The 14174-nt window shown below is 45.0% G+C and carries 13 protein-coding genes; 2 read left to right on the forward strand and 11 right to left on the reverse strand.

Features of this window, described 5'->3' with window-relative positions:
• The 7 genes from rfbF to ACQE26_RS00680 form a co-directional block, all read right to left on the reverse strand.
• Positions 1 to 765 carry a glucose-1-phosphate cytidylyltransferase gene (gene rfbF / locus ACQE26_RS00650; RefSeq protein WP_438421392.1) on the reverse strand — a complete coding sequence of 255 codons (765 nt, stop codon included), beginning with the start codon at positions 763 to 765 and terminating at the stop codon, positions 1 to 3.
• Positions 766 to 984: 219 nt separating this feature from the next.
• A complete protein-coding gene (ltaS, locus tag ACQE26_RS00655) occupies positions 985 to 2913 on the reverse strand; it encodes a lipoteichoic acid synthase (protein WP_438421391.1) in 1929 nt (642 codons plus the stop codon).
• An 827-nt stretch (positions 2914 to 3740) separates the two neighbouring features.
• On the reverse strand, positions 3741 to 4481 hold the full coding sequence (locus ACQE26_RS00660; RefSeq protein ID WP_198698498.1) for an ABC transporter permease: 741 nt from the start codon (positions 4479 to 4481) through the stop codon (positions 3741 to 3743).
• A gap of 14 nt (positions 4482 to 4495) precedes the next feature.
• A complete protein-coding gene (locus ACQE26_RS00665) occupies positions 4496 to 5386 on the reverse strand; it encodes an ABC transporter ATP-binding protein (RefSeq protein WP_500470378.1) in 891 nt (296 codons plus the stop codon).
• Positions 5387 to 5698, reverse strand: coding sequence for a winged helix-turn-helix domain-containing protein (locus tag ACQE26_RS00670; protein ID WP_326351672.1), 312 nt, complete (start codon positions 5696 to 5698; stop codon positions 5387 to 5389).
• A complete protein-coding gene (locus ACQE26_RS00675; protein WP_500470379.1) occupies positions 5691 to 6284 on the reverse strand; it encodes a hypothetical protein in 594 nt (197 codons plus the stop codon). The genes ACQE26_RS00670 and ACQE26_RS00675 overlap by 8 nt, the downstream gene beginning before the upstream one ends.
• 258 nt (positions 6285 to 6542) lie before the next feature.
• Positions 6543 to 9728: a bifunctional cytochrome P450/NADPH--P450 reductase gene (locus tag ACQE26_RS00680; RefSeq protein ID WP_500470380.1), complete on the reverse strand. Its 3186-nt coding sequence runs from the start codon at positions 9726 to 9728 to the stop codon at positions 6543 to 6545.
• Between the two features lie 160 nt (positions 9729 to 9888).
• Here ACQE26_RS00680 and ACQE26_RS00685 point away from each other — a divergent pair, with 160 nt between their 5' ends.
• Positions 9889 to 10959, forward strand: coding sequence for a DUF3900 domain-containing protein (locus ACQE26_RS00685; RefSeq protein ID WP_500470381.1), 1071 nt, complete (start codon positions 9889 to 9891; stop codon positions 10957 to 10959).
• A gap of 37 nt (positions 10960 to 10996) precedes the next feature.
• Here the strand turns inward: ACQE26_RS00685 and ACQE26_RS00690 are convergent, their stop codons facing one another.
• Entirely contained in the window at positions 10997 to 12118 is a 1122-nt protein-coding gene (locus ACQE26_RS00690; protein ID WP_500470383.1) for an FAD-dependent oxidoreductase, read from the reverse strand.
• Positions 12119 to 12266: 148 nt separating this feature from the next.
• Here ACQE26_RS00690 and ACQE26_RS00695 point away from each other — a divergent pair, with 148 nt between their 5' ends.
• Positions 12267 to 12779: a MarR family transcriptional regulator gene (locus ACQE26_RS00695; RefSeq protein ID WP_060963371.1), complete on the forward strand. Its 513-nt coding sequence runs from the start codon at positions 12267 to 12269 to the stop codon at positions 12777 to 12779.
• Positions 12780 to 12815: 36 nt separating this feature from the next.
• On the opposite strand, the gene ACQE26_RS00700 is transcribed toward ACQE26_RS00695, so the two are convergent.
• The 3 genes from ACQE26_RS00700 to ACQE26_RS00710 all read right to left on the reverse strand — a co-directional run bounded on the left by ACQE26_RS00700 (position 12816) and on the right by ACQE26_RS00710 (position 14059).
• On the reverse strand, positions 12816 to 13460 hold the full coding sequence (locus ACQE26_RS00700; RefSeq protein WP_060963372.1) for a Bax inhibitor-1/YccA family protein: 645 nt from the start codon (positions 13458 to 13460) through the stop codon (positions 12816 to 12818).
• Positions 13461 to 13550: 90 nt separating this feature from the next.
• Positions 13551 to 13853, reverse strand: coding sequence for an FMN riboswitch-binding regulator RibR (gene ribR / locus ACQE26_RS00705; RefSeq protein ID WP_045927129.1), 303 nt, complete (start codon positions 13851 to 13853; stop codon positions 13551 to 13553).
• Positions 13854 to 13882: 29 nt separating this feature from the next.
• On the reverse strand, positions 13883 to 14059 hold the full coding sequence (locus ACQE26_RS00710; RefSeq protein WP_016936952.1) for a YezD family protein: 177 nt from the start codon (positions 14057 to 14059) through the stop codon (positions 13883 to 13885).
• Between the last annotated feature and the right edge of the window lie 115 nt (positions 14060 to 14174).

Raw genomic sequence — 14174 nt, forward strand, 5'->3', positions numbered from 1 at the left:
TCACCATACCTTCCATACATGTTGTCCCCTGTCCCACATCTTGTTGATTTCCAGCAGGTTTTTATACGTATCGATCGCCGTCCAGAAACCGTAATGCCGATATACCGCCAATTCGCCGTCCTTCGCCAGCTCCTTCAGCGGTTCTTCTTCAAACATGACATCGCTGTCTTTCGGCAGATAATCGAATACCTTCGGGCTGAGCACGAAGAATCCGCCGTTGATGATGCCGTCACTCGAGGTTTTTTCAGAAAAGCTTTTCGCCATGCCGTCTTCGACCGTCAGCGTCCCGAATTGCGAGGTCTTTTCAATACCGGTGACGGTTGCAGCAGCCCCTTTTGATTGATGATAGCTGATCAGGTGAAACAGGTTGATGTTGGCCAGTCCGTCTCCGTATGTCATGAGAAAGGTTTCATCACCGATGAGGTCCTTTGCCTGTAAAAGCCGCCCCGCTGTCTGCGTGTGTTCCCCCGTGTCTAAAAAAGTGATTTTCCACGGCTCGGATTTTCCCAATATCCGCACTTCTCCGGTAGAGCTGTCGAGCGTCATACTATGATTCTTCCAGTCATAATCTAAGAAATATTCCTTAATCATCTCTCCTTTGAAACCAAGAAGCAGGATAAATTCGTTCACGCCATAGTATTGATAGAGTTTCATAATATGCCATAGAATCGGTTTTCCGCCTATCATGGCGAGCGGTTTGGGACGTTCATTGGTGACTTCGCTCATTCTCGTTCCTTTTCCGCCGCAGAGAATGACTGCTTTCATCTCTACCCCTCTTCTCTGTGAATATTGGATTCGAAACCGCCCGTACAAGAGAAACCAACCGGATAATTTGTCCGATTCTCTATCACCGGTTTCAAAATCTACAAGTAAGATATGAGAGATTGGCGCCCTTTGTGACCGAAAGCTCTCTCTTTTTTCAGATTGGTGAAGATACACACAAAAAAAGAGCCTCACGGAAAACCATCCGTAAGGCTCTTTCTATTATTTATTATCCTCATTAAGCTTTTCTTTGCCGTAATGATATTTAGACGGATCAACCGGCGTAAAGTCGCTCAATTTGTGGAATCTGAGCAAGTCTTTGTACATCACGCTGTCAGACAGCTTCAGCTGCTCTGTGACTCTGGCTTTCAGGTTTTTCGTTTCCTGATTGCCTTTCAGTTCTTTTCCTGTCTTCGTATCGTATACGACATTGGAGATAGAAGTATATTTCGGCGTGACGTAGTCTCCGTTACGGAACGTCACCGTATCATCATGGTCTTTCGAGAAGAGATCGGTTCCGAAATTAATATATTTCTTAGAATCAATGCCTTCCAAGTGAAGGATCGTCGGCACAACGTCCATTTCACCGCCGAATGTATGGTTCACTCCGCCTTTTTTGCCGGGGATGTGAAGCATAAGCGGCACACGCTGGTTCTGCGCGTTTTGATAAGGCGTAATTTCTTTGCCGAGAATTTCTTTCATCGCGCGGTTATGGTTTTCAGAGATTCCGTAATGGTCTCCGTAAATCATAATCACCGAGTTGTCATATAAACCGGATGACTTCAGATCTTTAAAGAACTGTTCAAGCGCTTCGTCGAGATAACGAGCCGTCTGGAAATAGTCATCTACAGTTGCATCGCCTGTTTTCGCTTTTTCAATCGTTGCATCTTTTTCATCAAGCGTAAACGGATAATGGTTCGTCAGCGTGAGCAAATGCGCATAGAACGGCTGTTTCAGCGATTTAAGCTTCGGAATGGATTCTTTGAAGAACGGTTTATCCTTCAGTCCCATATTGACAAGGTTGTCATCAGACATATCGTATGTGCTGGCGTCAAAGAATTTGTCATAGCCGATATGTTTGTAAATCTGGTCACGGTTCCAGAATGATTTGTAGTCACCGTGTAAAACGGCGCTTGTATAGCCTTCACTTTGGTCAAGGATGGCAGGAAGCGATTGATACGTGTTTTCCCCTTTTGTCACGAAGGCTGACCCTTCAGGCAGTCCGAACAGGCTGTTATCCATCATCAGCTCGGCGTCAGATGTTTTACCTTGGCCTGTTTGGTGGAAAAAGTTATCAAAGTACGTCATGTCCTCACCGCCGCGGGCGAGTTTATTCAGGAACGGCGTGACTTCTTTTCCGTCAAGTTTGTAGTTGATTAAAAACGATTGGAAACTTTCCAAGTGAATCTTAATGATGTTTTTGCCTTTGGCCTTGCCGAAATACTCGGCGTTCGGCTTCGCATAATGCGACGATGTGTAGTTCTCAACGCTCGTCAGGTCATCGCTGCTTGCATATGCCCGCTGCGTTTCCGTCTGCGCCGTCTGCACGCCGTCATAAATCGTGTAATTATAAAGACCTAAGTATTTTACAATGTAATTGCGGTCAAACGTTCTTGTCAGCAGCTCCGGGCGGTCCTCTTCGGCAATCGCCAAGTTAACAAAGAACAAAACAATACCCGTCACGATAATTAAAGACGTATACCGTTTTTTCAGCTTGAATTCCTTCAGCTCACGTCTCCACACCAGAAGTGCGATTAAAATAATAATGTCAACAAAGTACAAAATATCATGGCCGGACATAATGCTGAAGATGCCGTCTCCCATATTTCCGACATTACCGGATTGCTTTAAGTTAGGGAATGTCAAGAAATCATCGAAGAATCGATAGAATAGGATATTTGCATACAAAATAAACGTCATGATGAAATCAATAACCACCATGATAATCGCTGATTTGCGGCCTTTCGCAAACAATGCCAGTCCTAAAAAGAAAATGGCGCTTGAGAACGGATTGATCGCTAGCAGAAACTGCTGCGTCGGCCCCTTCACCCCAAGGTTGAATTCAGCATGATAGGCTAAATACGTTTTGGCCCAAAACAAAATAATAGCCAGTACAAAAAAACTAAGTCTGTAAGAAAATAATTTCTTCATGGCAACCTCTACTTTCCTAAACACTTTAAATCTGTATTCTTACTTTTTGCTTCAATTCCTGCTTTCCGAGCAAAACGAAAGCATCACACAGCCCCATAAACACACCATTTTAATAAACGATATATTTATCATTCGTGTCATGCCCATTGAACATCTTATCCCGCCAGCCATTAGACGCAGGATATCCGTTCTTCGTTTCACATTTTTTTCTGGCATTAAAAGGTACCGTTTCAGACCCAGTCTGAAACTAGGAGATACCAAATATAAGAATACCACAAACTTCTTAAAAACAAAAAATGAATATCAAAGACAGCCGCCCCACAGGCGGGCTGAAGTTATTGTATGCAAAGGGATTGAAAAACTTGAATATTTTTTTCGGCCGATGCAAAAAAGGACTGGATGTTTACAGTCCTTGCGCCGTGAAATTATTCCCGAGATCCTGACGTTATACAAAAATGCTTTCTTCACGTATACCTTGTGTTTTTTATAATCCATCCATGCAGCAGAGCTGGCATTTGTGACTGCTTAAACTGTTCTCCACCACCGGACCTTAACGCGTCTTGCAAATTTTTGTTTCTAATTAGCGAAAAAAATTGTGAACTGGTCTCATCAAACCCGCCAATAAAGGAATTACCCATATAAAATTTTTCAGGCTAATACTTCTATCATGAATCTTAGTTAAAAGCTCCGTTTTTTTTCTGCTCAGTAACGAATTTCTTTCGTACTTTTTAAATTGAGTCTCGACATACAGTTTTAGATTTTCACTAATCATTTCCCACTCTCCTTTTTGTCCCAGCTGCGTTTTAATGTCACTATTCTTCAGCGGTCTAATTTCTCGCCATTTTAATGTAATATCTGTATCCAATTAGAGAAACTATAAATCCTAGTATTGTATAGCCCAGTACAACAAATGTTACCCATATTAGACTTTCTCCTCCCGATATCGTCGAGACCGATTGAATTAACCCCTGATGCGCCCAGTACTGCGGAAAGAGCATTCCAATGGTTTGAAGGTAGCTTGGTAATTGTTCGTAAGGGGTCCATAAACCACAAACAACAGCAGTACCTAATGCAATAACATTAGTCATGACCAAACCTGTATTTTCAGTCTTGGCAAAGACTGAAATAGCAACTCCCCAGGATGTAACCAGTAAAGATATCAACACAACAACCCACAGATACGCCAGAAAATTATTAATTTCAATATCATACAGAAATATTCCTAGAACAGAAAGGAGAAGAATTTGCATAAAAGTTATGACTAAAAAAGGGATACTTTTTCCTAAGAAGAAGTTATAAGGCTTTAAAGGAGTACTTGCTAGTCTTGATACAATTCCTTTTTCCCGATCCTTTACAAAACTTATAACGATGGAGATAATAATAAATGTAGAAAAGAATACGCTCATACCGGTTACAGATTGTGAAGCTACTAAAGTTTTGTTTGTGCTGTCTGTCGTAAATAGCTCAATCAGCAATATGATGGACACAATAGGTAATATAATCGTCCAAAAAAACAGAGACTTATCCTTTAACTGTTTTATCGTTTCAATTTGAGCGAGCGGTAACATTATAAATTCCCCCTTTATTCTTCATCACGCAAATCAGTGCCGGTAAGTTTAAAGAATACATCTTCTAATTTTGGCTTATATAAAAACAACTGATGAGGCACAATATTGTTTTCCTTACTGATCCTAATTAAGCGCTCCATGGTTTCTAAAGGTTCTTTGGTTTTTATTATCAGCCCTGAATTAACGACTGAAAACTCAAAACCATGGCTCATTATTAATTCATGAGACAACGAGGAGTTAAACATAATAGATGATTCTTCATGTCGTTTAAGCAGTTCATTTATTTCTCCTTCATCGATAATTTTCCCTCTGTCGATAAAAGCTACATAGTCACAAAGAGTTTCAATCTCTTCCATGTAATGACTCACATAAATAATAGTTTTACCGGCTTTTTTGAGTCGATTTACAATTTTAAAAATGTAGCGGCGTGATTGTGGATCCACGCCTACCGTCGGCTCATCTAGAATAATTAAGTCTGGATCGTGCATTAATGCACACCCGATATTTAAACGGCGCTTCATTCCTCCAGAAAAGTTCTCCACAACGTCATTTGCCCTTTCTAACAATCCGATATCTTCTAACAATTTTTTTGTTGTTTGCTTTAGGTTTAAGCCATTCAGCCCGTGCACCTTTCCGAAAAACTCCATATTGGTCTTTGCAGTTAATTTTTCTTCAAGGCTGATATCCTGTGGAACATAACCCAGTCTGCCATTTTCATTGCCGACAAATTCAACCTTACCGTCATATTCCCGGATGATGCGCGAGATGATCTTGATTAAGGTAGATTTACCGGATCCGTTCGGTCCAACAAGTCCATAGCAGACTCCTTTCGGAATTGTTAAAACCACATTGTCCAAAGCCAGAGTCGTGCCATAGCGCTTACTTATATGTTCAACTTGCAGCATTTACACCATTCCCCCACTGTTATTTATTTTAAATATGGATTCAATTGTATTAATGTACTCCTTGTAGGCTGCTTTCCCTTCTTTCGTAATCTGAACAATAGTCTTCGGCTTTTTGGATACGAACTTCTTGGTTAGTTCTATATAAGCTGCATCCTCTAACTTTTTCAGATGCGAACCTAAATTACCATCTGTGATGTCTAATGACTTTTTCAGGAAAGTAAAATCACATTTATCATAAGTCATCAGTAAACTCATAATTCCCAACCGTACTTTTGCATGTATTAAATCATTGATATTGTTAACATTACTCATTTCCTTGCCCTTTTCTTTTCAAAATCATTCCTGTAAGTAATAGGCTGCCTCCGCCAATAAATGCAAAAACAATATTCATTGCATCAGGAAATAAGCAGAATGTAAGCATACCGAGTATGCTCAGCCAAAATCCCATAACAAAAATCTCTTTTGTTAACACGATGCCTAAGAATATGTACATAATAGACACCATTAAAACAATCAAAAACGATAGAAATTCTCCTGTTCGCGGCAATAACCCCATTAAAATCAGAAAAACAAAAATGCATACCACTAATATGAATCCAATCCATACATATTTTAATTGATTCTTTAAGAAAGTGGGCATGGGATCAAATTGTTTCTGCTTAAGATATGTCTTCAAAGTCAGTATCCACCCTAATACTGCCAGTATTAACCAAACACAAGCAAGGACTACAGAAAGTACCTTAAATAAAGAAACGGAATACGCAATAATCCATATACAGCCCCAAATAATGAAATATGGACTGGTTTGCCTTGAGTACTCAGTCTTGTAGTTCGTCAAGACTTTGATATGAGATAAGTTTTCAGCTATCTCTGATTCACGAAAATTCTGATTTGACATAAGACAAGCTCCTCTTTTCACAAAGTACTTTGTGAAACAGAGTATATTCCAATTCCATAAATTTGTAAAGGTGTTTCACCCGAAATAGGCGCAACTATTTATTTTAAAACAGTAGATGGGACTCTTGGCGCTGATATCCTTCCATCACTGTGAGACATCCTTATCTTGTTATAAGAGCTCACAACAAAGGATTGGAAAGCAATTCATTTTCTTGAAGGAAAAAGGACTGGAGTCATCCAGTCCTTTTCATCAAAGTGGTTAAATGCCGGCCCAGACATCTTTTGCGTAAATGCCTTTTGTTTGGAGATCCAAAAGCCATTCTTGCGCTTGCCGTGCATCTGTTTCGTGAACCGACTGATACGCTTTTTGCAGTGCTGCCTCTACATCAGGCGCCATTTTGCTTCCGTCGCCGCATACGTATAGATGCCCTCCCCGGTCAAGGATCGAAATTAAAGCTTCGGCATCCTCCGTCATGACGTGCTGCACATACGTTTTCGGCACGCCTTCTTTGCGTGAAAACGCCGTATGAAGCGTCACGACTCCGTCTTTTTCATAACCTTCAAGCTCATCACGGTAAATAAAATCATGATCGTTTCTGCATCCGAAATACAGATGAGCTTCCCCCAGCTCTTTCCCTTCTTCTTTTAACGCCGCGCGTGCCTGCAGAAAACCGCGGAAGGGGGCAACTCCTGTGCCGGGACCGACCATAATAATCGGTTTTTCCGGGTCTTCGGGCAGCCGGAATTTTGTTTCCGGAGTGCGGACAAACATCACGATACCATCATCAGGTCTGCGTTCCGCCAAATAATTCGAAGCGACTCCGCGATACTCCCCCAAACCGCTCCGGGCGGGGCCGCGAACGACGCCGACGGTAATTGAAGCCTGTCCGGGATGTTTCCGCGGTGAGCTGGAAATCGAATAATAACGCGGCTTCAGCGGACGCAAAAGCTCCAGAAATCGCTCAAACGGCAGTTCACACGCTTCATATTTTTCAAGGAGATCGAGCATTGAGACGCGCAATGTTAAGATTTGCTCCTGATAGACGCCCTCTCCGAGTAAATCTTCCAATTCCCGTTTGTGCGGCGGGCAGACCGTATAAGCGGCCATTTCCCGAATTTGCGCCCTTGATGCCGCTTCCTGCAATTCGACACAGCTGCTCAGAAGATCGTGCAGCCTGACCGGCCGATCGAGCGGGAGATGAGCCGCGCTCTGTCCGCTGGCCGTCAGCAGCACTTGGTCGTTCCCGTTCAGATTATACCGGCGGAGAACACGGCCGACCTGCTCTTTGCTGTTTACAGGCAGCACGCCGAGATGATCCCCCTCATTGTAAGCAGCCTCTTTCGGCAGAATGATTTCAATATGCCTTGTGCTTCGGCCGCTTTCCGGCGCCTGAAGCTCCCTGTTTACCGCAACGGATGCGTAAACCGCTTCATACGTCTGTGCCAAAGGGGAGCCGCCAAGCCCGCTCACAAATTGAAGGCCCAGCGTACTCCGCTCTTTTTCGGCATTTTCATTCAGCTTGAGATCGAACGCTTTCATGGCGTCCGCCCACATCCTTTTTTTCCATTCATCAAGCTTTCCTTCAAAATCGCCGCTGACATCCCCTTCGCCGCGGGCAGAAAAGCGTTCCGCCCCTTTTTCGGCAAGTTTTTCATCAATCAGTCTCGGAACGGCCTGATATGTCGCCGCCCAGTTATGGTCACCGCAGCCGAAGACGGCATATCGGACGCCTTTCAGTTCCCCGGGTTTGACTTCTTCAAGCCATTGCACGAATTGCCCCGCGTTGCTCGGAGGCTTTCCGTTATAAGAGGATGTAATGATCAAGAGCGCTCCTTCTTTCGGCAGTTTTCCGATCCGGTCATTCAAGGGCGCTGTTTCAGTCCGGACGCCGTGCATCCCGGCAGTATCGGCAAGCTCCCGCGCCACGCCTTCTGCAGTTCCCGTATCTGAGCCGTACAGAATCAGAAGCGGACGGTTATCAAGTCCGATAATGGAAGCGCCTTTTGTCTCCTGTTTTTCTTTTTTGACGCCTTCCCCCGGTTTTTCAGCCGCCGGGAGAGCAGCCGAAACGGCTTCTTTGTTTCGCGGCCGCACCCGAATATGAAAATCGCCGGGCTTGAGCGTTAATGTTTGTTTAATATCGAGCTCATAATCGGTGTGGTCTGTAAAGGTAAAATGCTGAAGAATCATCCCCAGAACAAGAGTTGCTTCGTGCAGGGCGAACTGCATACCGATACACGCCCTCTGACCGTTTCCGAACGGCTTGTACGCATGGTGGGGCACTTGATCCGGATCTTCAAACCGCTCCGGATAAAATTCCTCCGCATTGTCTCCCCACGCCTCTTTATCACGATGAATCTGAGGAATTAAGACGGAAATTCTGTCTTTTGCCGTGATCGGATATTTCCCGCCAATCACCGTATCCTCTTTCGCATAAAGACTGAACGCAGGCGCGGTCGGCCATAAGCGCAATGACTCCTGCAAAATCATCCGGATATAAGTAAGATCCAGCACTTGTTTATATGAAGGAACGGGATCGGTCAATACCCGATCGGCTTCCTCATAGGCTTTTTCCAAAACACGGGGATGCTTCAGCAGAAAGTAGATGGCAAAAGAAAGCAGGCCGCTTGTCGTTTCATGGCCGGCAATTAAAAACGTGATGATTTGAAACCGGATATTTTCATCGTCAAGTTTGTCGCCTGTTTCCGGGTCTTCCACATTCAGCATTCTGGCCAGCAGATCCTTTTCATCCCGGCCGCCGTCTGACTTACGCTCTGCGATAATACTGTCTACTAACGAAAACATCGCCTGAATGTCATGATGAAATTGGCGCTTCGTCCTGATCATGAGCTTATCCTGAACGTCAAGGCGCTGCATTTGGTGCATCGCTTCATCAAGGGCGCGCACCATGCTGTTGATAAACGGGTGAGGCGTTTCCCTGTAATAGCTGTTAAACCGATAGTTAAAACCGCACAGCCCGATCGTATCGAGCGTCAGCCGGGTCATATCAGCAGGCACATCAACGGCCTCATCCGGGTTCAGCCTTGCCCATTTTTGAATCAGCTGCACCGCGATATCCGTCATCATCGCATGATAATCTTTCATCGCGCGCTGGCTGAAGGTCGGCATCAGAATATGATGCGCCTTTCGCCAGTTGGGCTCATGCGTCCAGCTTGTAAACAGCCCGTCACCGGCAAACGCGCGGACTTTCTCCAAAGCCCCTTCAATGCTTTTATCGAACCGCTCTTCATCACAAACCTCTTTCACCAGTTCATGGCCGGACACGACGATAATCGTACCCGCCGGCGTATGCAGCTGAAAAATAGGCCCCTGCTCATTTGCCAGTTTGAGAAGCGACATGGTGGGCTTGTCTTTATCAAGCAAAGGAAGATTTCCGAGCGGGCCGAACGTCTTTGGCTGCGGAATCGGACTTGTTTCCTTCATGAATAACACCCTTTCTTAAACGGAATGCGTTTCTTCCAACTACAGTGCCCTTTTCACCCGCCGATTATCCGCCAGAGCGGGCAATCCTCATTGACGATCATTAACGGTTTTTTCTATACTGGAGAGGCTTGTCAAATACAGAAATAAGGTGAGTTCATATATGGATTTTGAAATCAAGTTTTTATCGTTTTATGTCATTCAAGTGGAAGGAAAAGACGAACAGGCAAACAAACAGTTCAAACATTTCCAGACGCTTGATACGGAAGAATTTGAAGAAAGCGAGCTGAAGGATTTCCTGGACGGGGAATTGAAGAAAATCGTCAAACGGAAAGCCGAACGGCATCCGCAATCCGATCAGGTCCCCACAAAAATCGGCCATTTTATCACGGAGCCGGGCCATGAGCTTGATTCAAATCCGAATTACAACCTTTTCAACCGCGCCAGACTTGCGGATACGAAGGACGCATTTATCGAAGCAAGCGAGCAGTTCGTCCGCACTTATCTGGACACGAGCGCCGTTCGCGGCGGTGTTTTTATCGTGGCATCGGCCGTGCCGCGTAAATATTTTGAGGACAAGTTCGTCTTTATGATGAAATGCGATTTCGAGCCGAAAGTCGCCCGGATCTCAGACGCTTCATCTCTCATTAAAAAGGTCGAAATGGCCATCACAACAAAAAACATGAAAAGCATTCAATATCCGTATATGCCGGAAGAAGGCATGACAGAAGAGCACGAGCTGAAAATCCACCAAGCCTCGCATGCCCGTTATTTTGAGGACTTTCTCAAATTTGTCGAATACGGCGAATCGATGCCGGAAATCATGAAAAATCAAGTCATGAACATGGTGCAGGAGCACGTGTATGAAACTTTTGAAGAAAACAGCGAAGAGCTTCAGCAGTTTGAGCACGACATTGAAATTTGGGAAGCGAGTGAAAAGCGGGAAATTCAGGAGCGCCTCGACACCCATCAAGTCATCGAGGCATCTGCGCAGATCATTGAACACACGCCGGAAGCCGAGCTGAAAATGAAAGTCGGAGAAACAGAGATTAAAGGATTGCTGGCCGATTTCGGCGAAACCATCCATCTCGCAAAAATAAACGGGCGCTATGTCGCGCTCATTGAGGCGGAGACGATCTCGTTTGAAAAAGGCAGTTCGCCGGTGGAATTTCACAAGCCTGAGGGGCTGCATGAGGTGATTGAACGGATACGGAATAAATCTGAACAAGACTGACAAAAAGTCCAGACGCCATGTTCTGGACTTTCTCTATTTAATAAGGCTCTTTGAGCAATCGATAGCATTCACCGATGATGTCTTGGACGCCGGGCGTTCCCTTTATCTCGCGGCGGACGATTTCAGATGAGAGATTCTGCACCCGTAAAGCCCGCTCCGCCCGTCGTTCGAAGTATGCCTGACATGCAGTTTCATGGTTTTTGTGCTTTTGCAGTTCTTCACTAAGCACGATCGCGTCTTCAATCGCCATCGCCGCGCCCTGCGCCAATGTCGGCGCTCCTGCATGGACGGCATCCCCGCCCAGAACGACGCGGCCTCTGTGCCACGGCTCTTTGACCGCCATCTGCTCAACCTTATGAAACAAAACGGGATATTCCTTTGACATATTTTCTGTCACAAACTTCACTCCCGGAAATCCGCGCAGCAAGTCTTTCACCCGTTCAAAACGCGTGTCCTCATCATCCCTGTAGCCAGCGTCATACGGCCGGATGATAAATACGTATCCTGTTTTTTCGGACAGCGGCACGACCCCGACCTGCGTCTGCCCTTTTTTATACATCAGTGTTGAATCATGAAATATCGGCTCGGGAAAAGAGATGTAAAATCTGTGCGCCCCCATGCCGAGATACTCCGTTTTCACTTCTCTTTGCAGCATTTGATCGCGGACAGCAGAGCGGATGCCGTCAAAACCGGCCAGGATGTCAGCCGTCAGCGCGGTTCCGTCTGCGAAATGCACCGTTATTTCATCCGCCGTTTCTTCGTAAGATACGACTCTTTTCCCCAGCAGAATCGTAACCCCCGCCGCTTCAGCATGCTTTCTGAGGACATCATTTAAGGTTTGCCGAAGTATATTATTCCTCCCAGGCAATGAATCATCTAAAAACGCCTCACTCACTTTAAACAGCAGCGTTCCGTTTTCATCATGCTGCTTCAGCCATTCCGTTTGAAAGCCGTGTTGGCAGCATTCTTCATACACACCGATTTCCCTCAGCACCCGCAGCGCATTTTGAGGCTGGAGAATGCCCGCTCCGCTTTTTCGCATATCGGACGCCGCCTCGCAAAGGGTCACTTCAAAACCCGCTCTCCCGAGAGAAATCGCTGCGGACAAGCCGCCGATCCCTCCGCCCGCTATGATGATCTTCTTCACTTCATGGTTCATCACGATACCGCCTTCTCTATTTGTTTACTATCCATTAACTATTAGCCACCTTACTATATAGGCTGAAAAACTGTCAATCTTTATAAGTTGCCTTTTGAATCCGGCAAGCTTATACTTTGAATCACAAAAATGTACGGAGGCTTACAAAATGGAATTGAGAGATTTGCCGGATTACTCGCAGATTGCCGGACACGCTGAGATTTACGCCGATATGGACGCTGACTCATTGAAAACATTTTTGACTTTATTTGATATGGCGAAAAAAATGAATCATGTCATGGAGCATTATTTCTCAAGTCACGGATTGTCAGAAGGCAAATTCAAAATTTTAATGTTTCTGTTTGACGCACCCGGCCGCAGCCTGAGTCCGACGGAGCTGGCAAAAAAATCCAACGTCACCAAAGCGACCATCACCGGATTGATCGACGGACTCGCACGGGACGGCTTTGTAAACCGCAGCCGGCATACCGGCGACAGACGAAAAATCAGCATCGAGCTCACAAAGGAAGGAAAAGAAAAGCTGATGCTGTTCCTCCCCGGCCACTTTTCTAAAATTTCAGGTGTCATGGAAAACTTCACCGCTGAAGAAAAAGCGGCCTTCACAAAAATGCTTGAAGTATTATTTGATAAGATTCTGCTGTTTTCCGGCGGCAGAACATAAAAGGCGCCCCTTTAGAAGGGCGCCTTTTTCGCGCGGTTAATCATCACTGTTTAAAATCCCGAAAAACCGAAGCAGGTTGATAAACAGGTTGATAAAGTCGATATAAAGCGTCAATGCCATCAAAGGAATCAGATCCGCCGTGATGTCACGGTGTTTGATCTGGTTCAGGTCGTATAAGATGTACATTGAAAACACAATCGTTCCGATGACGGAATACGCCATCATGGCGGCGGAATTCAGCGGGCTGAAAATATTAAAGATCCCCACCGCGAGAAGCGCGATAACAGCGACAAGCAAGAAGGACCATAAAAACGACAAGTCCTTTTTCGTCTTAGCGCCGATCGTGCCGAGCACCGCAAAAATCACAAACGAAGAGCCGAATGCCTCCAATACGACATAGGCGCCCGCTGCGGACGCATAATGGCTGATAATCGGAAACAGCGTCACTCCGGAAATAAAAGCGAATGAAAACACAAACGCATATCCGACGGCTTTTTTTCGGCGCAGCCAAAACGCCGCGAAGATCATGACGACCTCTAAGATCGACAGCGGCAGCATCAATGCCGGCGGAATGAACTGGCCGGTATACAGGCCGATTGTCGCAACTAACAGCGTAAACACAAATACCGTTATAATGCGCTGCATAATAGATTGTTTGCTCTCATAAGCAGCAGTTTGCATGTCAAAAGTCCTCCCAAAAATTGATCGTGATAGGTCTATTATAAATAAAATGGGAGAAATTTGCATGATTTTAAGAAGATTTTAAGGATATCAGGCCTGGCGTTTTGCTGCACACTCCTGCATATTCATGAAATCATGCAGTTTTTTCGTCAATCCGCCGTGCCCGAATCGGATATTCCCCTTCTGTCCCGGCGTTTTCGCATAATCGAGAAACGCCAGCACATAAAGGCGCCTGACGGGAATGGGAATGATGCCCGCATCATAAAACCAGCCGTCAATTGTATTCAGCACGCCTTTATTTATACCGTACTGCTTCGTGCACCAATGCAGAAAGCGCACTTCGGGCAGGTGCAGATACCGGCTCTCCCGGAAAGGAACAGTTGAATGCTTCATATGTACCGCCTCCTGTCATTGGCCGTTTTTTAAGATTGCTGTTTGGCTTCTTTGCTCTTCAGGGAAAATCGATATTTCTCCACCTTATCAATTTGTGTCACTTGGGAATTATGAACCGTAATCTGAACAGTCCCGAAATCGATCGTTTCCAGCGCACTGATAATCTTTTCAACCACATGCGGATCTACGTTTCCTTTGGACGTCATCATGCTCCCCCTTTATGTCTGGCCGTTCGTCTTGAAGACAATGGTTTTTAATTCATACTATTCTGATAAGAAATATATAATTATACTATTATGTTTCCCTCCAAAAATCAATAAC

Source organism: Bacillus sp. 5RYD7K (genome assembly GCF_059831465.1).